A 21117-nucleotide genomic window follows, 5' to 3' on the forward strand; every position below is an offset into this window, starting at 1 on the left:
GCTATGGCAGCGGCGGAAGCGCTTCTCCGCGCTTCACCGTCCGTACCCCGGCCTCGCATACGCCATAGGACCGCCATTCGCATGTATGGCACAGCACGTTGATGTCCTCGGGCTCGACGCTGCCGCGCACCCGTTCGATAACGGCCGACCACGGCAGCGTAAGGCCAACGCGCAAGCCCAGCTTGGCCAGCGCGCGCTCGTCGAGGCGGGCGACCGAGGCGTTCTCGCAGTGCGGCTCGTCGTCCGCCGGGAAACACGCGCACAGCTGGTCCGGCCCCGCGACGATCGTCACGGCCGTATCGGGCTTGTCGCGCAGCCGGTTGTATACGAGGGCCATGTTCGCCGCATAAGCTTCCGAATAGCCCATCCCCCTAAACCCCAGCAAGCATAGCAGATGATGGCCGCGAAGCTCTATCGTCATGCTGGTGCACGCTCCTTTCCATTATCGATCTCATTCATCCGTTCTTGATCGTCGGCTCGTCCATCGGCTCTCGTTCACAGCCTCTTATTCATCGGCAACGCTACTGCGAAGCCCGCGGTTTGACGCGATACCAATACGGGTACAGCTCCTTGTAGTTCAATTTCTCGTACAATCGGTTCGCCGGCTCATTGCTTCGCACGACCTGCAGGTAACTGCGCACGGCGCCTTGTTTCCTGGCCCAGTGCAGCATATGCAGCAGCAGCCGTTCGCCGTATCCGCGGCCGCGCATGTTCGGCGCGGTTACGATATCGTACAGGCCGACATAGCCCCTCTCCATAACGGCAAGACCGAAGGCAGCCGGCACGCCTTGCGCATAGAGCGTAAAATAACCGGTCTCCATCGTAATGGATTGCATGATCCGGGCGGCCGAGCCTTCAAATTGCGGCGGAATGCCGGCGTAGCCGCACATATTCGCCAGCCACCCGTACGGCAGCAGGGGTTCGCATTCGATCGCGATGCCGGTCTCGCGGCTGGCGGGCGTCCGCAGCGCCGCAAGGCCCGTTAACAGCATAACACGCGAAGGATCCCGCAGCACGTAGCCGCGTTCTTCCAGCGCGCGATCAAGGCTGTCCGGCGCGAACGGCGTCATTTTAAAAATCGTATCCTGTCCCGCCCGGCCGTAGAACGCCTCGCAAGCAGCGATTTTCCGCTGCAGCGACTCCCCCGATTCTTCTCCGCCATAGAACGGATGAACGGAATTGGCCCGCTTCGTGAAGCCTTCCGCCAAGCGCAGCAGCCATCCGCCGAGCATCGCCGTCTGCCGGGCCGGCCAAGCGTTCATCGTCAACTCTTCCATATCGACCGTCATGCCATCGCACCTCCCCATAATTATGAATAAATATACATCCGGTATAATTAAAATTCAACACAAAAAAACTGCCCCCGTTGATGGCGGCAGCTTTCCGATCCGTGATCGGCGTCGTTATTTGGGCAGCTTGACGCCCATTGCTTGCGCCAAACGCGTGAATATCCCCGTGTTCTCGTATACGCCGGAGAACAATTCGGCGCCCGTTCCCGTTACCGTAACCGGAACGTCAACCGCCGTATGGCCGGAAGTCGTCCAGTCCACGACGAAATTCATCTTCGATTTCGCGATGGCGAACGGTCCGTCTTCTTTGGAGATGGCATCCCCGGATTCGTCGTTGGCATCGACCTCTTCGATCGAGAAGCCGCCGGTTTCATGGTCGGCCAGCACGAGGACGAGCGTATCCGGATGCGAAGCCGCGAAGTTCTTCGCGATGCGTACCGATTGATCCAGCTGTTGGCCGGCTTTGATCGTCAGCTTCGCGTTGTTTTGGTGCGCCATTTCGTCCGTTGCTTCCTCTTCGACCATCAGGAAGAAGCCTTTTTTGTTCGCGGACAGCGACTCGATCGCCTTCTTCGTCATGTCAGGCAGGGAGACGACCGGATTGTAGATGTCGCCTTCGCCTTCCGGACGCTGCTGGAACATTTCTTCGTTGGCGAACAGGCCGAGCAGCTTGCCGCCGTTCTTGGCTTTCTTCATGTCCGTCGTGTTCTTCACGTACGCGTAGCCGAGCGACTTCGCTTTGTCGACGAGGTTGCCCTGCGTGCCTTTGCTTTTCTCGGACGGATCATCGGGCTGTCCGTCTTTGAAGCCGCCGGGTTGTCCTGCCGGATACCAGAAGTCTTCGCCGCCGCCAAGCAGCACGTCGACTTTCGATTTCGTCAAATATTGCAGCGCGATGTCGCTTTGCTTGCCGCGGTCTTCAACGTGGGAAGCGAACGCAGCCGGCGTCGCATCCGTAATTTGGCTCGTCGTGACCAAGCCGGTGGACTTGCCCATTTCCTTCGCGTATTCCATGATCGTTTTGACGCTCTTCTTGTTGGCGTCCATGCCGACTGCGCCATTGTACGTCTTCACGCCGCTTGCGAAAGCGGTAGCCGCCGCAGCCGAGTCGGTAACAGGCGTCGTGGAGCTCGTATGAATCAAGCCGAGGTAAGGCATGTCGTCCATCGCCAGCTGGCCGTTCTCGCCGACTGTCGCAAGACGGATGGCGTCGCGCTGGGCCGTACCCATGCCGTCGCCTACGAACAGAATGACGTTCTTCGCTTGCTTCGATGCCGCTGCCGCTTCATTGTCGTCATGCGCCGCCGTGAAGCTTGCGATCACAAGCGCTGCGGCCGTAATGCCGATTGCCGAACTTTTCCAACCGAATCTGGATTTCAACATCATTCGCCTCCTAATCTCTTATCATTAGCATCATAGAACGACACTGTTAAGGGATTGTACGAGACTTATGAAGTTCCTGTTAATAACTGGGATCCGTCATCCGATCTTACACATGCTGCCGCAGGAAATCGATGACCGTATCGAACGCTTGCTGAACGGCCGGCGCTTCGAACCGGTTGTCGAAAGCATGGTCGGCGTCCTCGATCGTAATCAGCTTGGCGGGGACGCCTTGTTCCTTCAACCGCTTGTACATGAGCACGGACTGTTCGTAAGGCACGTCCGTATCTTGGTCGCCGTGCAGCAGCAGCGTCGGCGGATAATCCGGCGTCAGGAGCTCTACCGGATTATATGCGCCTACGGCGCGCTCGTGCAGCAGCGGGTCCAGGCCGGACACCTCCCGCACCCAGGTTCCCTGCTGCCGGCAATAGAGATAGAACGGGAACCGCTCGAACGCGCCTTCCGTCCTTTCGCTCTCTCCCGCATGCGAGAACGCCTCGGTTCGGCTGACCGTCGGCCGGCTGCAATAGAAGGCGCTCGGCTGCGTATACCAGTCGCCCTTGATATCCCCGTAACCGTAGAACGAGACGATCGCCTTCGGCTTAAGCTCCCATGTGCCCGCGAGCAGACCGAGGTAGCCTCCGGCGGAGCTGCCGACGATCGCCATCCGTTCCGGATCGAAGCCATGCCGCCGCGGCGCCGTCGTCCGAACCCAATGGAGCGCATCCCGAATGTCCTGCACGATCGACTCCAGCTTCGTCTCGGGAGCCAATCGATAATCGATGTTGACGATGCTGAAGCCCGCCGCGGCGTAGCGATCGATTTGTTCCTTGGGCAGCCAGGCGCGCGTCCCGAATATCAATGCGCCGCCGTGAATGTAGACGATGACCGGCGATCCGGCGCCTTGATCGTAAATATCGGCCAGGATGGAGCCGCCTCCATCCAGCTGCTTGTACGCTCTCGTTTCCTTCCCGCTTGCCCTCATGCCGCTGGCCTCCCTCTTCATCGAAGATCCTCTCGTTTATTGATGTATTCGCGGACGAGTACGGATATCCCTTCCGCCGCATCCGCCGCAAGCCGCCTATGATCCTCTCAGCCGGTATCGGCTGTTCATCCTGTCGCGGGGCTTCTCCTGCCTGCCGCCCTTATGAATTCCGCGCTGAACGGTCATACTAATCGCATACCGTTTCCGTCAAAGTGAATCGACCGCCGCCTTCCAGGGTTACGATCATCCCCGGAGGACCCGCTAGCCGGAATCTCATAAGAAAGGAGTTCCGCCCTCTATGCAATCGAATACGGATTCCGCCAAGGGAGAACAGCTCCCTTCCTCTACCTCTCCCGCAGGCTTCGCGACCGCCAAACGCAAGCTCCATCCCAGCGTCGAACTGCAATACGACCGTACGTGGCTGACGCAGCTGCAGGAGCGCGTCGACCGCAACGGCCCCTGGGACGACTGGACGATGCATCAGCTTGCGGTAGAAGCGGAACAAGCCAAGCTGATCGGCAGCTTCGACGACTTGCAATGCTTGCGCAGCCTCCCGTCGTTCGAGCCGATGCCGCATCAGATCAGCACCGCCCGCAAAGTGCTGCACGACATGAGCGGCCGGGCGATCCTCGCCGACGAGGTCGGTCTCGGCAAGACGATCGAAGCCGGGCTCGTGCTCAAAGAATATATGGTTCGCGGTCTCGTGAAACGCGCGCTCATTCTCGTTCCGGCTTCGCTCGTGCTGCAATGGGTGCGCGAGCTGAACACGAAATTCGGCATTTCCGCCTTCGCGCAGAAGAAAGAGCATTCCTGGGGCTATGACGTCGTCGTCGCCTCGATCGATACCGCCAAGCGCGACCCGCACCGCGAGAAGCTGCTCGGCCAGGATTACGACATGCTCATCATCGACGAAGCCCATAAATTGAAGAACAAGAAGACGACCAACTACCAATTCGTCAACCTGCTGCGCAAGAAATACTGCCTGCTCCTGACCGCGACGCCGGTACAGAACGACCTGGACGAGCTCTATAATCTCATCACGCTGCTGAAGCCGGGCCAGCTCGGCGGACAGAGCGAATTCGCGGCGAACTTCGTCGTCGACAAGCGGCTGCCGAAGAACGAAGACCAGCTGCAGGAAGCGCTGCAAGCCGTCATGATCCGCAACCGCCGCGGCGACGGCGGCATTCATTTCACGAGACGAATCGTCAAGAACGTGCCGCTCCAGCTCTCCGGTGACGAGCAGGCGCTCTATGATGCCGTCACGAGCTTCGTGCAGGAACGGTATGACGAGTCGCAAGGCGATTGGACGAGCATGCTCTCGCTCGTCACGCTGCAGCGGGAAGTGTGCAGCAGCCGCGACGCCGTGTTCCTCACGCTGGTGAACATGTTCAAGAAGACGGCCGAGGATTCGCCGATCCGCGCGAAAATATGGCAGCTGGTCGAGGTCATCCGCGGCATTAACGCCAACACCAAAGCCGAGAAGGCGATGGAGCTTATTCGCCAGATGAACGACAAAGTGATCATTTTCACGGAATACCGCGCCACGCAGGAGTACCTGCTTCAGTATTTCCGGTCGCACAACCTGGTCGCCGTGCCGTACCGGGGCGGCATGAACCGCGGGAAGAAGGACTGGATGATGGACCTGTTCCGCGGCCGCGCCCAGGTGCTGATCGCGACGGAAGCCGGAGGCGAAGGGATCAACCTGCAGTTCTGCCACCATATGATCAACTTCGACCTGCCTTGGAACCCGATGCGGGTCGAGCAGCGGATCGGGCGCGTGCACCGGCTCGGCCAGACGAACGACGTCCATATCTACAACTTGTGCACCGTCGGCACGATCGAAGAGCATATCGTCAGCCTGCTCCATGAGAAAATCAACCTGTTCGAGCTCGTCATCGGGGAGCTGGATCATATTCTGGAACGGTTCGAGCAGAAGAACGAGTCGCTGGAGCAGCGGCTTGCCCGCCTCATGCTGGAATCGGGCGCGAACAAGGACGCGCTCAAGCATAGCATCGACGAGCTCGGCAATTCGCTCAGCCGCATCCGGGACGAAGTGGAGCTCGAAGAACCCGTTGATCTCGGCGCCGTCAATGCCGTCATGAACGCCGTCGGACAATCGATCGAGGTGAGACCGTGAACGAACGCCAAATTCATAAGTTTGTCCAGCGGTACCTGGAGGCGATGGACTGCCGGATTATCGAGAAATCGCCGGCGCATTTCCAAGTGAAGCTGTCGCCACGCGCCGACCGCGATCTGACGAACCGGCCCTATTATTGGAGCTTCGTCGACCGCACCGGCGCCGAGCCGGAGACGATGTCCATGCTGCTGGTCACCGACAAGGCCAAGTACGACGACGCGGCGGCCGCCGTCGAGAAACCGGCGGCGGCTCTTCCCGCGACGCCGTCCGGGAATTCCTCCGAGGCCGCGTTCAACCGTTCGTTCGGTTACTTGAACAGCTCGCTTAACGCGAACGCCCGCGTGCCGCGGGAGGATTTGTATTTCGGCTCGCGCAGGCTGGAGCAGCTGTTCCAGTCCGTCAAGGCGGGCGGCAGCTACCTGTGCCTGTTCCAGGAGCCGGAGAAGCGCACGAGCCATCCGCTCCACTCCACTGCTTACAGCGCATGGCTCGGGGTTAATATGAAAGTAGAATTCCAATGCGACATGAAACGCGAGGAAATCCATTCCTTCGGTATTTCATTGGCGACGGGCCAAGTTATGGAACAGTTCAGCGACCGGCTGCTGCAATACCGGATGACGCCGAAGCTGCCGCCGAACGTGCATACGGCCAAGAATGCGTTCACGCTGCACAAGGCGGCCGCCATCGCCGAGACGACGCTGGAGCGCAAGCTGCGGACGTACGATTACAGCTGGGCGGATGCCGCCGCCAAACGGCTGGAGGAGGAACTGGCGACGATCCGGCATTATTACGAGCCGTTGATCGAAGGCGCCGATGAGGATCAGCGCGCGGGAATCGCGGAGCAGTACGACCGCAGGCAAGAAGAAATCCGCTGGCAGTACGAGCCGCGCGTCACGGTCTCCGCCATAAACTGCGGCATTTTCTATCTGCAGGGCATCGGGTAATCGGAATTGCGACAAGAACCGTTCGCCGGCCTCGCGCGTCCTCCTTATTCCGGCAAAATTAGAACATGGCTTGTCCGTAAGCGCTGACAGGAACCAACAACCTCCCCGCGCAAGTTGCGCTACAATGACGTTGTCAGGCTTGTCCGTCCGCTCGCAAGCCAACCATTCTACAGAAACAGCAGGTGGTGCCGTTTATGAGACAATGGACTGCAATAACCGCCGTCGCGATTACGGCGATGCTGGTGACGGGCAATCCCGTCCAAGCCTCTTCGGCTGCCGCGAACGCCGCTTCCGTGCCGAAAGCTGCCGTACCGATGGGGAATGAACATGCCGCCGGCGCGGAACTACAGCAGCATATTCAAGCATGGGCCGATCAATTGGCGAAGCAGCCCGCCTTCCAGGCATGGAAATCCGCCGCGAAGACCGTTTCGCCGCTCGGCCCCGGCACGCATGGCTGGCTCGTAACGTTCACCGCCGCCGGCAAGCCGGCCGGCTACATGATCGTGAACGCGACGCCGGAAGGCGGCTATCAGCTGGGCGAATACGGCGTCGGCAGCCATCCCGCCTTCGATCCCAATACGATGTACAATGCCTTGATTCGTCAAGGCTTGATCGAGAATTACAGCGAAATCGCCAAAAAGCCGCTCCATCTGGAACGGCTTTATCATTCCCCGATGCTGGCCGCCTGGAAATGGAAGACGGCTGCCGGGGAAACGTATTTTTTGGACGCCTGGACCGGCGAAGCGCTGCCCGTTACCGAGGAAGACTGGCTCGCGCAGACAAAGCTGCTTGACACGGCAAAATCGACGACAACCAATAAGACGACCGCGCTGCCGGGACCGTACACGCTTGATGCCGTTCGCACGAATCAAGCCTTCGATCCCTACGAACGCATGCCTTGGCTGACCAACGCTCCGCTCTCCCGGAGCCAGCTGGCAGGATTGACCGAAATGCTGGACAAGCTCAGCCAGATTCGCTACACGGCGGAGCTGTTCAATTCGACGGTGCTGTACGTGCTGCCGGCCGTCGGTTATCATCGCTGGAACGACAGCCGCCTGTTCGTCGCTTTCGATCAATCGTTTCCCGGCACGAGGTACATCTCCTTCGATCATTTGAACCGGGAAGGCCGCTTCTACCGGTAGAGACTGTCGGCAGCCGGCTCCTCGATCGATTGAATGATAGGCTCGCCGTCGGACTTGTCGCGCGCTTGCAGCCACTGCGCAATCGCGAAGCCGCCGAGACCGAACCAGCGCGTCAGCCAAGGCTCCTTAGCGGCTTTGGCTTTTTTGCGTTTTTCTTTGCGCTGCTCCGTCGGCATCTCGATATAATCCACCATTTTGCCGGTCATGAATTTGATGTATTCTTCCGGTTTGTCCATGCTCGCACGCTCCTCATCGCAATGAAAATGAAATGCACGTCAATCATGCTCGCTATTGTACAGTTTCCCCGCGATTCATTCCTTTCAAACATGAATGAGTTTCCTTGGTCTGTGCCACGCTAGGGATAGCCAACCAATCTGGAAATGGAGGATGTGAACGATGCGCGTCCTGCGTACGAAATCTCTCCCGTTACACGTTTGCATCACGATAAGTACGGCCGTTATCCTGCTGTTCGGCCTCTTCCCGGACCGTTCGTATGCCGAGCCGTCCAACCCGTCGCGCACCGGCCAGCCCGAAGGACAAGCCGCCCCTTCGCTTCATGCCGGCTCCGGCGGCGGCAAGCTGCCGACGGATTACAGCCGCGCGCTGCCGACGGCGCAAGTGCTGATCGACGTGGGCCACGGCGGCATCGACGGCGGCGCGCACCATGAAGAATTGCTCGAGAAAGACATTAATTTAGCCGTCGCGAAGAAATTGTATCTGCTTCTGCAGGGCAGCGGCATTCGCGCGATCATGAACCGGAATGGCGACTATGCGCTCAGCGACGACAACCGCTGGAATCCGTCCTCGTCCCGGCATCGGCGCGACCTGTCCCAGCGAAGCCAGCTGACGAAGGAAATCGACACGCAAATTCTGATCAGCATCCACGTCAATTGGGCGCCCGACCGCACCGAATACGGACCGCTCGTGCTGCATCAGAACGAAGGCCAGAGCGCGCTGCTCGCATATTGCATACAGGATGCGCTGAACCGCAGGCAAAACACGCATGGGCTTCCCCGTGTAGGGAAGCCCTTCTATTTGCTCAATGTCGTGAAGAAGCCGGCCGTCATCGTGGAGATGGGCTTCATCAGTCATGAAGGCGACCGGCGGATGCTGACGAATCCGGTCAAGCAGACGGAGATCGCGGCGGCCATCGCCTCAGGAGTGAGGAACTATCTCCTGCTCCGGTGACGGCTTCAGCAACTGGGACAAACGCACGAAACGCGTATCGGGCTGCATCCGGGGAATCGCGTCCTTCAGCACGGCCGCGGTTAATTTCCCGGGCGGCCCGACATGCCCGATCGTGATGCAGCTCTCGTTCTGTTCCAAATATTTGCGCAGCAGGCCGACCTGCTTGGCGATATGCGCCGTCGAATACACATCGTCGAGGAACACTTGGTTGGACAGCAGCGGCACGCCCATTTCAGCCGTCAGTTTCGGCAGCACCGTCTTGTAGGTCGTCCGGCTGTCCAGGAAGAACAAGCCCCGCTCCTTGACGACGGACAAGACCACCCGCATCACCCGTTCGTCGGCGGTCACCTTCGAGCCCATATGATTGTTCATGCCGACCGCATGCGGCACATCGTCGATCGCGGCTTCGACCCGTTTGCGGATTTCCGCATCGTTCATCGTCGTCATGATGGCGCCAGGCCCCAGCCACTCGGGTTTGCCCCTGACCGGTTCCATCGGCATATGCACGATGACGTCATGACCGAGCCGATACGCCAGCTCCGCATCCTGCTTCGTCGTCGGCATGAACGGCATGACCGCCGTCGTCAATTTCACCGGCAGCTGCATCATCTCCTGCGTGCCTGTCATGCCGTTGCCGAAGTCGTCGATGACGATGGCCACCTGACGCTGGACTTTGCCGTCTTGCTGACCGCCTTCCGCCTTGGCGTACCCCGCTTGACCCGGGACCCCGATTACCGTCATGGCAATCGCGGCGGCTCCCACCGCGCAGCTGGCGGCAAGCCTCATTCTCTTGTTCATCGTATTCTCCCTCTTTCTTGACGAATCGGATTCATTGTTTGTCAGAAGGAGGAAATTTATGTATTCGCTTCGGCAGAATGACCGGGAACGCAAAGAAAGGCTGTCCCAACAATCGTCTCCCTTGACGGTTGAGGCAGCCTGGTTATGATGCCGGTTCGCTTAAACGGCGAATACGGCGGCGCTGACGTTCATCGGGCCGATGATTTGACCTTCGGTGTCCGCTTCCAGATTCTCGACATAGAACGAATAGCCGTGCGCGCCGGCAGGAACGTTGATGTCGATCACTTGGAACGTTATCATGCCGTAATGTTCATAGCCGGCTTCCAGCCCATGCACGCCGTAGTAAATTTCTTGCGTGCCGCGAAACACGCGGAACAGCAGCGGCGGCGTGCTCGTTATGGCTTGCGCGCCGAACGTCGCTACCAGCTGCACGCGGTTATTGTTCGCGAATTGCGGAAGCACGAATATGCCAAGCTCGGCCAGAATGATTTTATCCGGCGTAAGCGGAGCCGTGATCGCCACTTGGTTCGTCGCGACTGCGGGAACGCTGACATTATAATCGATTAATTGTGCCATTCGATAGTTCAACTCCCTTCCATCCAGATACCTCATTCTATGAAAATGGCATGTAAATGGTATGGACGAGTATCCCGTAACTTGCCCCGCGGTTGAACGTAACCTTGCGGAAACAGGCAATGAAAAACCCCCTCGAATTTCTCGAGGGGGTTTCGCTTTCATGGGATGCGGTCAAGAGGACTCGAACCTCCACGATATTGCTACCACTGGCACCTGAAGCCAGCGCGTCTGCCAATTCCGCCATGACCGCATGTTCGGCAGTTACCGCTTGAATTCTTTCAGCGATAAATATTAATTTATCAGGTTGAGGGAGAAAAGTCAACCGTTCCTTCTACCTTTTGTTGTTCCTTCTACCTTTCTCAAGTTTATTATCCTCGGGCCTGCCGATCGCGCTGTTCGACCACGACGACCGCTCCCGCCGTCGTCGCCGTATGCGTAATGCTTAAGCTGCAAGCGTAATCGTAATCGATCTGCCGGCGAACGCCCTCGGACAGCGCAAGAACCGGCTTCCCCAAGCGATCCGGCAGCACTTCGATATCGCGCATGCCGATGCCCTCCGGCAAATCCAAGCCAAGCGCCTTCATGAGCGCTTCCTTCGCCGCGAATCGGCCGGCCAGAAATTCGGCGCGCCTGCGATCGCCGGATAACGCGGCGTATACAGCCATCTCCCGATCGGTGAGCAGCTGCTTGACGAACGCTTCGTTACCCGCGCCGACCATTTTGCCGAATCGCGCGATATCCGCGAGATCCAATCCGATACCCCGAATCACTTCATCGCCTCCCCCAGGTTGAAGCCGGCCTTACAGGTCGGTGTCGATCCCCGCTCCGAAATGAATGTTCTGCCCGCTGACCAGCTGCCCCGATGCATGAAGCAGCCACGTAAGCGAAGCGTCAGCCAGTTCGTCCGGCTGCGGCAAATACGGCTTCAACGCATGGATTTCCAATTGCTGCTTCAACCGCTTTCGATCCGCCTGCCCTTCCGGCATCGCGTAGCAGCCGAACGTAACGGCATTGACGCCGACGCGAAACGGCGACATCTCCTTCGCGAGCGTGCGCATGAGCGTGATCGTGCCGCTGTTCGTTACCGGATTCGAAGCGCAGCCTGCATAATAGAAACGATCCGCGATGAGCTGGAACACAATATGGCCGTGTTTATGGCGCGCCATATGCGCAGCCGCCGCGCGGCTGTACAGAAAGCGCGATCGAAGCGATGCGGCGGCTCTCAAGCCGAACGCGGCCGCATCGCCGTCGTACGCTTCCTCTTCGTCCCAATGGTCCACGCCATGAATCGCGTAATCCATTCCGCCCATACGGCGGACGGCCTCGTCAACCGTCGCTTTAATGGCCGCCTCATCCTCGGCAGCCGGGAACAGGGGCACCAGCCGTTCGCGATTGCCGCAGTCGGACAACCCGTTCACGATTGCATCCGCCTCTTCGCCTTCCCTGCAGGCAACCGCAACCGTGCAGCCGCGCTCCAGCAATCCGCGCAGGACGGACGAATTAATTGCCCCGTCCCCCTTGGTTAGCAATACTTTTCCGCTCATCGCAAGAACCCTCCGTCTACTTTCAGCACTTGTCCGGACAGATAGCCGTGCCCGCCGCTCGCGAGGGCAACGATCGTTTCCGCGATTTCGCATGCTTTCGCTTGGCGTTTCAAATGCGTATGGTGCAGGAAATTGTCCATTTTGCCTGCAGGCACGCGCTCCGTCATCTCGGTGTCGACCATCCCCGGCGCTATCGCATGGATGCGAATCCCTTCCTGCGCATGGCGCCGCGCGAGCAGCTTCGTCAGCCCGATCACCGCTCCCTTGGCCGCGCTGTAATTGGCCTGCGCTTCCCGGCCATGGATGCCGGAAACGGAGACGACGTTGACGATCGCGCCGCCCCCCTGCCGCCGCATATACGGAATGGCTTCCGCGGCGCACAACAGCGTGCCCATGAGGTTCGTCTGCATCACCGCATCCCATTCCTCGGCAGTCATCATCATCGCCAGATTGTCGCGCGCAATGCCGGCATTGTTCACGAGAATGTCGATCCGCCCGTATTGCTCCCTTACGTCGCGCATCAGCGATCGGACAAAATCGGCATCGTCGACCGCTCCCCGGTAGAGGCGGCCCTTCATCGATTTGGACGCCATGTCCGCTTCCATCCGTTCCGCAAGGTCGGCACGCTTCGAGTAGACGCCGACGACGGCCGCCCCGGCTTCCGCATAGCGTTCGAACACGGCTCTCCCGATTCCCCGCGTGGCTCCTGTAACGATCGCAACCCGATTATGCTGCGGCATCGGGGTCAGTTGTCCCCTGCCGCGGCCGCCGCGGCAGGGAATTGCGCTTCGACGTATTGTTTAATGAAACGGGAGATGGAATCCACGCTATGCAGATGCGCCTTCAACTGCAAGGTTTCAATGCCTTCCACCATGACCCCGAAGACAACCTCGAGTCCGACCATCACTTCGAATGCTTCCACCGAATCGAGACCCAGCCCTTCGACGAACAGCGGCGCTTCGTCGTCGATGTCTTCCGCGGTCACGTCTTCCAATTCCAGCCGTTCGATCAACAGCTTCTGCTTCACCGTTACTTTAATTTCCTCGTGCGACGCTTTGCACCAGTCCCGCATGCCGTCTCCTCCTCGTATAGGTTATCGAACCGAATGTCAGCCGACCGCGCCGACCACGGCCGCCGCCGTATTGCCGTTCACCGCTATGCTGACGGCGAGAATATGCGTCATCTGCATCTTGCCCTGCCTCACCCACTCGGCGGCCGTCGAGAGCAGCAGCATCGAACTGACCGCTTCGCCGAAGCCGTGCTGCTCGTTCAAGCTGATCACGGGCACCTCGCGCCCCTCAAACCGTTGACGGATCATCGCCTGCTGCGCTTCCCATTCCCCCGGACGGCCGACGCTGTCGACGAGCACGCCGTCGATCCGCTCCATCGCGAGCCCCGCTTGCGCCAGCGCGTCTTCGATCGAATGCTTCAGCGCATCCGCCGTTCGCGGCGAGCACGGATATTCGCCGTATGCCATCCCGCAGCCCTTCAGCTCCGCAATGACCGGCAAGCCTTGCCCCATGGCGTCGTCCATAGCCGTCAGCGCGAGACAAACGCTGCCTTCCAGCTTATGATAGCGGCTGTCCGTCAGTCCTTTGGCCCGGTCGATCCGATCCGATAGCGGCGACCATTCCTCGCCGGCGGCGATCACGAATCGGCGGTGCACGCCGCTGCGGATGCTGCCGCACGCGGAGGCCGCGGCTAGGATGCCCTCCGCTCCGCCGCTGCTGAGGGAGCTGCTGAAGCCGCGAAGCGCCAGCTTCTCCGCCGTCTTGCCGGCAATGGAGTTGATGACCGTATACGGAAAATGTATGCTGCTCGCAAATTCCGGCCCGCCTGCGAATACGCTGTGCAGAAACTTGCCGATGCTCTCCGTGCTGCCGCGCGCCGTGCCGTAGACGAAGCCGATCTCCTTCCCTGCCGGATCGTCGTTGTCGGAATCGCCGCTTCCTCCACCGTCCCTGCTTCCTCCGCCATCGCCTGCGTCATTCCAGCCCGCAGCGTCCAGCACGGTCTGCACGGCGCCGATGCTGAATTGGCAGAGCCGGTTCATCCGCCGCTCGTACTTGGACGCATCGAAAGCTTTCAGCGAGAAGGAACAAGCGCCAGGCGGAAGATCCGCCGCCGCTGTCGTCTCGCCGCCCAATACGGCTCCGATGCCGACAATGCCGATTCTCCGATTCGCGTCATACGGCATCGGATCGCATGCCGCGTCGTCCGCCAAGCCGGTTCGCGCGACGATCGAAGCATTATGGCCGCCGAAAGCGGAATTGTTGTTGAGCATGTACGCCGGCCGGCCTTCGCGCATGTCATTGGCAATGACATGAAGCCCTTCGCAGCCCTCGCGCGGTTCGTCGTAATGGAGCGTGGCAGGCAGCAAGCCGTGACGGATCGCGTACAGGGAAGTCGTGAGCTCGATCGCCGCCGCCGCGCCGAGCGTATGGCCGAAATACGCTTTGCTGGAGCTGAGCGGCACGCTGCCGAGTTCGTCGCCGAATACGCGGCGCAGCCCCTTGATTTCGGCCTGATCGTTCGCCTGCGTGCCTGTGCCGTGGGCGTTGACGTAGCCGATCTGTGACGAAGCCGCGCCGGACAAGCGAAGCGCCATCGCGACCGCCGCCTGAATGCCGCGCCCCTCGGGATCCGGAGCCGTCTCGTGATACGCGTCGTTGCTCAGCCCGTAGCCGCACAGCTCCGCATAGATGTTCGCGCCCCGCTGCAACGCGCGATCCAGCGGCTCCAGCACGACGAACGCCGCCCCTTCGCCCAGGCTAAGCCCGAACCGGCTCGCGAACGGCGATGCCGGCACCGGATTCAAGGCGCGAAGCACGTTGAAGCCGGAGAACACGGCATGCGACAGCGGATCCGAACCGCCCGCAAGCATCGCGTCCGCATGTCCCCAGCGGATCATATCGTACGCGAATCCGATCGCGTTGCCGCTTGCCGCGCACGCCGTATGAATCGTCGTCACGGGACCGTTCAGCCCGAAATACGACGCGACATCGTCGCCCTGCTGATAGAACGGGTACCGGGCCGTCTTCTGCTCATCGAGGTCGGTTACCGTCCACTGCTCTTCAAGCGACAAAATGCCGCCGTTGCACGTTCCGAGCGCGGCGCCAACGCGCCGTCCCTTCGTCAGCGCGCCGTTCGGTTCCAGACAGCTGTCCTGCAGCGCCCGATCGGCGGCGATAATCGCGTACTGCGCGCACCGGTCGTACCGCCGCCTCTGCTCCGCGTTGAAGAACGCGCCCGCAGCGTCCTCGCGCAGCTCCGCGCCGATCCCGCAATGGAACCGTTCCGTCGGAAACCGCGTCACCGGGCCGATGCCCGTCGTCCCGGCTCGCATAGCGGACAAGACACTGTCGAATTGGCCGCCAAGCGCGCACAGAATGCCCATTCCTGTAATGGCCACGCGCTGCTGCCTATTCGCTGATAATGCCATCGGCCAACCCCCTCGGCGCAGATATCGTTTTGGCAGCCGTTCTTCGCTCCGCAACGCTCGTCGCATGCGGCTCCAGCCAGCGATCGAGCAGATTGCGCATGAACGGGGATTGCCTGTTCACGGCAAAGATCGCATTCGGAATGCCCTGTTCCAGCTGGATTGCGATCGACTGCGCCACGAGCATGAACGCGCAGCCGGTCAGACGAAGCTCCGGCGTCACGAACACGCTGTCGTACAGCACCGTGTCTTCCGCGATTCGGTAATTGACGCACCAGCCGACCGTTTCGCCGCGCAGCCGCAGGCCGAGGCTGTTGCCGTTCTCGGGCGGCAGCTTCGTTTTGAACGGCGACAGAAACGCCGGATAGAGGCTGCCTTCCAGCGCCAAGAGCCGTTCTTTCTCCTCGCGATCGATCTCATGCCAGTAGAAGGAACGCATCCCTTTCGGCATGGCCGTTTTCCGAATCCAGGGCGCTTCCGCGATACGGGCATCGGTCTTGTACACTTTGCCTTCCGGCATCGGCTCGGACCAGCCTTCGCGCCGCAGAAAAGCTTCCAAGGCAGGCGTAATCGACTTGCCCGAATAGTAAGTGAACGCCAGCCGTCCGACATGCATGTCCCGTAGCAGCCGTTCCGCTTCGCAGAGCAGCGCGCTGCCGATGCCGCGCCTGCGGAAGGCGGCTTTGACGAAGACGGATACGACCTCCGCGGTTCCGCCGGCTTCCCCGCATTGGAGGACGACCAGCCCGGCCGCTTCCCCCTGGCGCTCCCCTTCCGTCCATTCCGCCCCGACGACGAGGACCGAACTATCGGCATCCGTCCGGTACAGCAAGGGACGCGCGTAGCGATACGTCAGTGATTCATAAGGCGAGCATTCCGCGGCACGCAATCGTTTGACGCTATACATGAACAATCCCCTCGCCTATTCCAGTTGTATTGCGCCGATGCGCTCCCGAGGCGCACGGCTGCGGGCCTAGCAATCTATAATGAAAGCGTCCGCCGCTTATTCGCATGCGAATCGCAAGTTGTTTTCTGCGTTTATGGCTGGCCGGACCTTGCCGGCCAACGTGAAACCGCCGGCCGCAGGAAGAACCCCGAAGGCTCGGGATTCTTCGCAGCCCGACGAAGCTTGCCTTAAATCGCGGAAATGAAATAAGGATCGATTACTGGCTCAATGCCGCAGGGAAGGTCAAGATCGCGCCTACGATCGTGCCTGCGTTGCCTTCCGCGCTGTTCGGCCGGTAGCCGGTGTCTTCGCCGAACATCGCCAGCGCGCCCGTGCCGATGCCGCTGAAGAAATCGTTCGCGCCGGATTTGCTGCCGCCCGCTACGCTCTCCAGCTCGCTTTCCAGCAATTCGTCCGCATCTCTGGCAATTGGCGGCAAAATAATGTTCAGTTGGTTCGCCGACTGATCCAGCACGCCGATCGTGAAGCTTGCCGGCACCTCGATGCCGCTTTCTTGCTGAATCGCCGCATGAATGTCGCTCACGCACAAGCTTCTGAATGCCAGATCCGTCGCCGCTCTTGCGCCGACTTTACGTACCGCTTCCTCAAACGCTTCTTTGGTCCAGCTCATCGTTCTACCTCCGCATAGTAAGTTGGTAAGTTGTTCTTGCCTCTAGCGCCGAGTGATTACGACGAAATCAGAATCAGCGGCGAACCGACGATTTGACCGACGATATTGCCGGCTGTTTCTTCGGAAGAATGCGTATCGACCAGCTGTCCCGTCGCGACGGACGCGATCCCCGTGGCGATGCCCGTGAAGAAATCGTTCGCGCCGGATTTGCTGCCGCCCGCCACGCTTTCCAATTCGCTCTCCAGCAGCTCGTCCGCTTCCCTTGCGACGGGAGGCAGAACGATGCTCAGCTGATGCGCCGATTGATCCAGCACGCCGATCGTGAAGCTCGCCGGCACCTCGATGCCGCTCTCTTGCTGAATCGCCGCGTGGATGTTGCTGACGCACAGGCTTCTGAACGCCAGGTCCGTCGCCGCTCTTGCGCCGACTTTGCGCACTGCTTCTTCAACCGCTTCTTTCGTCCAACTCATGATTGACACCTCCAAGAATAATGGCTATTTATCATTAACCCGGCAGAAAGCCGGACAATGAACGCATATGCAGGCCGCGGACAAACCGGACGGCCGTGAAGATGATCGCACCCGATCGGTAAGCAGGTGCAGGCAGGACAAACCGTCTACTGAGGAAAGCCGCCGAAATAAATCATGCCGCCCGTGTCGGGCCGCCCGGGAATAATGCCGACGCTGTCTCGCGGCATCTCGCCGGACCCTTCCGCCGCCGTTCCTTTAACCCCGCCCGCTACGCGACCGAGCTCGTCTTCCCCCAACTCGCCCTCTTCTCCTGCCATCGGGGGCAGTACGATATTCAACATGTTCGCCGACGGATCGAGCACGCCGATCGTGAAGCTTGCCGGCAGCTCGATGCCGCTCTCCTGCCGGATCGCCGCATGGATGTCGCTTGCGCATAAGCTTCTGAATGCCGGGTCGACCGCAGCCCGGGCGCTTACTTTCCTGATTGCTTCCATAAATGCTTCCTGGTTCCGACTCATCGCCGATTCCTCCTCGAATTTGATCTTCCTTGCCCGGCCGGCATCCTTGTGCCCGCCTGTCGGCGTCTATGCCAGCTGCCGCTTGGCCAGCTCCATGAACAGTCCTTCCTGCGCCATCAGGTCGGCGTACGTTCCCGCCTGTACGAGCCGTCCCTTGTCGAGCACGAAGATGCGGTCGGCGTTGCGGATCGTGCTGAGCCGATGCGCGATGACGACGCGCGTGGCGCGCAGTTTCTCCAGGCTCTCGCTGACGATGGCCTGCGTCCGATTGTCGAGCGCGCTCGTCGCCTCGTCGAAGAAGAGGATTTTCGGCCGTCTGGCAAGCGCCCTGGCAATGAGCAGCCGCTGCCGCTGTCCGCCGGACAGCGTGCCGCCGCCTTCGGAGATGACCGTGTGCATGCCCATCGGCATTTGCCGGATATCCTCGTCGAAGCCCGCCATCCGCGCCGCTTCCCAGGCATCTTCATGCGTCAGATTCGTTGACCCGACGATATTGGCGTATATATCGCCGGCCATCACCTTGCCATGCTGCAGCACGACGCCAAGCTGCTTGCGGACGGCGCGAATATCGAGCGACTTGAGATCCTGGCCGTCCAGGAAGATCGAGCCCGACTCCGCCTTCTCGAAGCCGAGCAGCAGCCGCAGCAGCGTCGACTTCCCGCAGCCCGACGCGCCGACCAAGGCGATGAATTCGCCCGGGCGGACGGACATGGACATATCGTTCAGGACGAGCGGCTGTTCGGCGGCATAGCGGAAGCTGACATGGCGCACCTCGATGGCGCCCGTTAGCTCGCCGGGATCGTCCATCGTCTCCAGCACTTCCGGCTGCGCCTGCAGAATCGGCCTGGCGCGCTCGTATTGCGGCACGATGCCGATGACCGTCACGACGGCGGTCGACATCCCGATCATCGCTCCGAGGAAGGCGGTGAACGCCGAGAAGAACGCGATGAACTGGCCTGCGCTCAACCGGTCGGGATGGGACGCAAGCGCGTAGAACAGCACGATCGACGTGACAATCGGGAAGAACGCGTTGAACACCGCATGGAGGTCGCTGATTTTCCTCGCTTGGAACGACGTTTCCTTCATCTCCCCGAACAGCTTCGCCCACAGGAAGAACGCCCGCTTCTCCGCCGCGGCCATCCGGAATTTCGAGATGCCGTTGATGATCTGCAGCACGGTGCCCGTAAGCCTGCCCGTCGCTTGAAGCAGGCGCCGCTGCTTGCGCGTCTGGATAATGCCGATGCCGATCGTCACCGTCATCGGGATCAGGACGAGCGCCGCCGCGGTCAGCGCCAGCCGCGCATCGTAATGGAAGAGCAGGAAGAAATTGAAGCAGGAAAACAACCCCGAGAACAGGCCGTTCAGCGCGACGCCGGACAGCATCTGCCGGATGGCGTTGATGCTGTTCGCCCTGCCCGCCAGATCGCCGGCCGCGTAGCCGCGAAAGAAAGAGGCCGGCAATTGCAGCAGCCGATCCCAGACCGCGGCCTGAATGGCGCCGTCCATCCGCCCCTCGATGCGGAGCGTTGCCACGGAACGCATCAGCTCGAACAGCGTCGTCGACGCGGCGACCGACAACAGGATGAGTCCCATCTGCAGCAGCGGTCCGCGTACCGCCGAGGGGATGACGGTATCGAACAGGATGCCGTTCGCGACCGGGACGAACAGGCCGAGCAGCCCTCCTGCGACGGCAAGCGCAAGCACGGTCGCAGCGTCCTTGCGAACCATCCGGTGCGATCCGAATTTGAGCAGATCCAACACCGACAGCGGATGGCTCGGCAGCGGCCGATAGAACATATGCGCCGCCGTTTCCAGCGTGCTTGCCAGCTGTTCGGTCACGACGGATTCCGAGCCGTCGGCGGGATTGACCAGGCGATAGCGGTTCGGCCCTTGCGGAAGGAGCGCGACCGGCTGGCCGCCTTCTTCGATGAATGCGAGCAGCGGACCGTTATCCCGCCGCCACCAGTCGTCCCGCAGCATGACTTGGCGCGATCGGAACCCGGAAGCTTTGGCGATTTCGCTGACGGGATCGCGCGACAGCCGAAGCTGCCCGGCCCGGATCGGCTTGACCTGGATGCCGCAAGCATCGCCCACCAGTCGTGCCGCGGCGTACAGCCCGTCCTCCGAATGAGGCTCCCCCGACGCTCCCGCCCCCGCTTCCGGGCTGCCGGTTACGGCAGCCAGACGTTTCAGCGCCCGATCCATGACCAGCCGGTCCTGTTCGGCCCTGAGCCTCAACCGCTCGTGCTCGAAGCGTTCCCGGAACTGCTCCGCTTGATGGAGGCAATGCGCCGCATGGGCATGAAAGGCGGACAAGCCTTGCGCCGATTCGTCCTGCGCCAGCCATTCCGGCGTGCCGAAGACGGACAGGTCGGCCGCTTCTTCGGCAGCCGCCCAGCTTGCCGGCGCCAGCGGGAAGAAACGATCCGGGCCGTCGATGGCAAGCGCGGCATCGCCCATCCAATGCAGCTTGCCTGCGTTTACCCGCACCCACGCCGTCCCGGCCGCTGCGCGCAGCGTCGATTGCGCCGCCACCATCCCGATGCCCGGCTCCAGCCCGACGGTCTGCTCAGCCGGAGCGGCCGTCGCCAAAACCGTCGACCAGACCTGGATCCACGCATCCACGGCCGCGGCCGCTTCCCCCCTGATGGCAGGCGATTCATGCACGATCCGGAAGAATTCGGCCTTCTCCATGCGCAGCAGCTTCGTTCCCGACAAGCCGGCGATGAGCAGGCATGACGAAGCGCTGCCGCCGTCAGCGCCACTAGCGTCTACTCCCGCGCCGGCTCCCGGTTCGTCACCGGCTATAGCTGCCTCATCGTCTCCGGCCGGCTCTCTCGCATTCTCTCTGCCGTCGTCTCCCGCAACGCCGCGAGGTCCCGCTTCGTCGCCGGCATGATAACCGAACGCAAGCTGCCCCCGATCGACGCCGAACAAGTAACGCCTCTGGCGAACGATCTCTCCTCCGCGGAGCGTGACGGCGAACACGTCGGCATGGCCGTCTTGGACCATCCAGACATACCGCTCGTCCCGTATCAGCAAAGGACTGCTTCCGTCGACGGACGTCTCGGTGCCGCGTTCCGCGAACAGCCGCCGGAGCGCGGCCTTATCCAACTCGCTCAACGTCTTC

At 60.9% G+C, this 21117-nt stretch carries 21 protein-coding genes and 1 tRNA gene; 4 read left to right on the top strand and 18 right to left on the bottom strand.

Annotated elements, in window-relative coordinates; all coding sequences use genetic code 11:
* Nucleotide 1: 1 nt before the first annotated feature.
* From GXP70_RS19480 to GXP70_RS19495, 4 genes are all read right to left on the bottom strand, one after another.
* On the bottom strand, nucleotides 2-421 hold the full coding sequence (locus tag GXP70_RS19480; protein WP_162358378.1) for a DUF1284 domain-containing protein: 420 nt from the start codon (nucleotides 419-421) through the stop codon (nucleotides 2-4).
* 100 nt (nucleotides 422-521) lie between these two features.
* The gene (locus GXP70_RS19485) at nucleotides 522-1289 is read right to left on the bottom strand and encodes a GNAT family N-acetyltransferase (protein ID WP_162358379.1); all 768 of its coding nucleotides are present in this window, start codon (nucleotides 1287-1289) and stop codon (nucleotides 522-524) included.
* Nucleotides 1290-1403: 114 nt separating this feature from the next.
* Nucleotides 1404-2672, bottom strand: a complete 1269-nt coding sequence (locus tag GXP70_RS19490; RefSeq protein ID WP_404822265.1) for an alkaline phosphatase — start codon at nucleotides 2670-2672, stop codon at nucleotides 1404-1406.
* Between the two features lie 106 nt (nucleotides 2673-2778).
* Nucleotides 2779-3654 (bottom strand): alpha/beta hydrolase, encoded by an 876-nt coding sequence (locus GXP70_RS19495; protein ID WP_162358381.1) that lies wholly within the window; start codon nucleotides 3652-3654, stop codon nucleotides 2779-2781.
* A 298-nt stretch (nucleotides 3655-3952) separates the two neighbouring features.
* On the opposite strand from GXP70_RS19495, the gene GXP70_RS19500 reads away from it, so the two are divergent.
* The 3 genes from GXP70_RS19500 to GXP70_RS19510 all read left to right on the top strand — a co-directional run bounded on the left by GXP70_RS19500 (nucleotide 3953) and on the right by GXP70_RS19510 (nucleotide 7877).
* The gene (locus GXP70_RS19500) at nucleotides 3953-5791 is read left to right on the top strand and encodes a DEAD/DEAH box helicase (protein ID WP_162358382.1); all 1839 of its coding nucleotides are present in this window, start codon (nucleotides 3953-3955) and stop codon (nucleotides 5789-5791) included.
* On the top strand, nucleotides 5788-6735 hold the full coding sequence (locus GXP70_RS19505; protein ID WP_162358383.1) for a YqhG family protein: 948 nt from the start codon (nucleotides 5788-5790) through the stop codon (nucleotides 6733-6735). Before GXP70_RS19500 ends, GXP70_RS19505 begins: the two co-directional genes overlap by 4 nt.
* A 194-nt stretch (nucleotides 6736-6929) precedes the next feature.
* Entirely contained in the window at nucleotides 6930-7877 is a 948-nt protein-coding gene (locus tag GXP70_RS19510; protein ID WP_162358384.1) for a hypothetical protein, read from the top strand.
* On the opposite strand, the gene GXP70_RS19515 is transcribed toward GXP70_RS19510, so the two are convergent.
* Nucleotides 7868-8113 (bottom strand): YqzE family protein, encoded by a 246-nt coding sequence (locus GXP70_RS19515; RefSeq protein ID WP_162358385.1) that lies wholly within the window; start codon nucleotides 8111-8113, stop codon nucleotides 7868-7870. The two genes, GXP70_RS19510 and GXP70_RS19515, sit on opposite strands and share 10 nt — an antisense overlap.
* Nucleotides 8114-8273: 160 nt before the next feature.
* On the opposite strand from GXP70_RS19515, the gene GXP70_RS19520 reads away from it, so the two are divergent.
* A complete protein-coding gene (locus tag GXP70_RS19520; protein ID WP_162358386.1) occupies nucleotides 8274-9065 on the top strand; it encodes an N-acetylmuramoyl-L-alanine amidase family protein in 792 nt (263 codons plus the stop codon).
* Here GXP70_RS19520 and GXP70_RS19525 read toward each other — a convergent pair.
* From GXP70_RS19525 to GXP70_RS19585, 13 genes are all read right to left on the bottom strand, one after another.
* A complete protein-coding gene (locus GXP70_RS19525) occupies nucleotides 9033-9863 on the bottom strand; it encodes a divergent polysaccharide deacetylase family protein (RefSeq protein ID WP_225442482.1) in 831 nt (276 codons plus the stop codon). The genes GXP70_RS19520 and GXP70_RS19525 overlap by 33 nt on opposite strands.
* A gap of 159 nt (nucleotides 9864-10022) precedes the next feature.
* Nucleotides 10023-10439 (bottom strand): exosporium protein C, encoded by a 417-nt coding sequence (locus GXP70_RS19530; protein WP_162358387.1) that lies wholly within the window; start codon nucleotides 10437-10439, stop codon nucleotides 10023-10025.
* Nucleotides 10440-10605: 166 nt separating this feature from the next.
* Nucleotides 10606-10689: transfer RNA gene (locus tag GXP70_RS19535), tRNA-Leu, on the bottom strand.
* A gap of 118 nt (nucleotides 10690-10807) precedes the next feature.
* On the bottom strand, nucleotides 10808-11209 hold the full coding sequence (gene acpS, locus GXP70_RS19540) for a holo-ACP synthase (RefSeq protein WP_162358388.1): 402 nt from the start codon (nucleotides 11207-11209) through the stop codon (nucleotides 10808-10810).
* A gap of 30 nt (nucleotides 11210-11239) precedes the next feature.
* On the bottom strand, nucleotides 11240-11983 hold the full coding sequence (locus tag GXP70_RS19545; protein WP_162358389.1) for an SDR family oxidoreductase: 744 nt from the start codon (nucleotides 11981-11983) through the stop codon (nucleotides 11240-11242).
* A complete protein-coding gene (locus GXP70_RS19550; protein WP_162358390.1) occupies nucleotides 11980-12723 on the bottom strand; it encodes an SDR family NAD(P)-dependent oxidoreductase in 744 nt (247 codons plus the stop codon). The genes GXP70_RS19545 and GXP70_RS19550 overlap by 4 nt, the downstream gene beginning before the upstream one ends.
* Nucleotides 12724-12728: 5 nt before the next feature.
* A complete protein-coding gene (locus GXP70_RS19555; RefSeq protein ID WP_162358391.1) occupies nucleotides 12729-13055 on the bottom strand; it encodes a phosphopantetheine-binding protein in 327 nt (108 codons plus the stop codon).
* A gap of 36 nt (nucleotides 13056-13091) precedes the next feature.
* Nucleotides 13092-15425 carry a beta-ketoacyl-[acyl-carrier-protein] synthase family protein gene (locus GXP70_RS19560; RefSeq protein ID WP_162358392.1) on the bottom strand — a complete coding sequence of 778 codons (2334 nt, stop codon included), beginning with the start codon at nucleotides 15423-15425 and terminating at the stop codon, nucleotides 13092-13094.
* Nucleotides 15406-16329, bottom strand: coding sequence for a GNAT family N-acetyltransferase (locus tag GXP70_RS19565; protein WP_162358393.1), 924 nt, complete (start codon nucleotides 16327-16329; stop codon nucleotides 15406-15408). The genes GXP70_RS19560 and GXP70_RS19565 overlap by 20 nt, the downstream gene beginning before the upstream one ends.
* 256 nt (nucleotides 16330-16585) lie before the next feature.
* Entirely contained in the window at nucleotides 16586-16999 is a 414-nt protein-coding gene (locus GXP70_RS19570; protein ID WP_162358394.1) for a hypothetical protein, read from the bottom strand.
* A 56-nt stretch (nucleotides 17000-17055) separates the two neighbouring features.
* Nucleotides 17056-17469 carry a hypothetical protein gene (locus tag GXP70_RS19575; protein ID WP_162358395.1) on the bottom strand — a complete coding sequence of 138 codons (414 nt, stop codon included), beginning with the start codon at nucleotides 17467-17469 and terminating at the stop codon, nucleotides 17056-17058.
* Nucleotides 17470-17615: 146 nt separating this feature from the next.
* On the bottom strand, nucleotides 17616-17987 hold the full coding sequence (locus GXP70_RS19580; protein ID WP_162358396.1) for a hypothetical protein: 372 nt from the start codon (nucleotides 17985-17987) through the stop codon (nucleotides 17616-17618).
* Nucleotides 17988-18053: 66 nt separating this feature from the next.
* On the bottom strand, nucleotides 18054-21110 hold the full coding sequence (locus tag GXP70_RS19585) for an NHLP bacteriocin export ABC transporter permease/ATPase subunit (RefSeq protein WP_162358397.1): 3057 nt from the start codon (nucleotides 21108-21110) through the stop codon (nucleotides 18054-18056).
* Nucleotides 21111-21117 lie beyond the last annotated feature (7 nt).

Origin of the sequence: Paenibacillus lycopersici (assembly GCF_010119935.1) — a bacterium.
GTDB lineage: Bacteria > Bacillota > Bacilli > Paenibacillales > Paenibacillaceae > Paenibacillus_Z > Paenibacillus_Z lycopersici.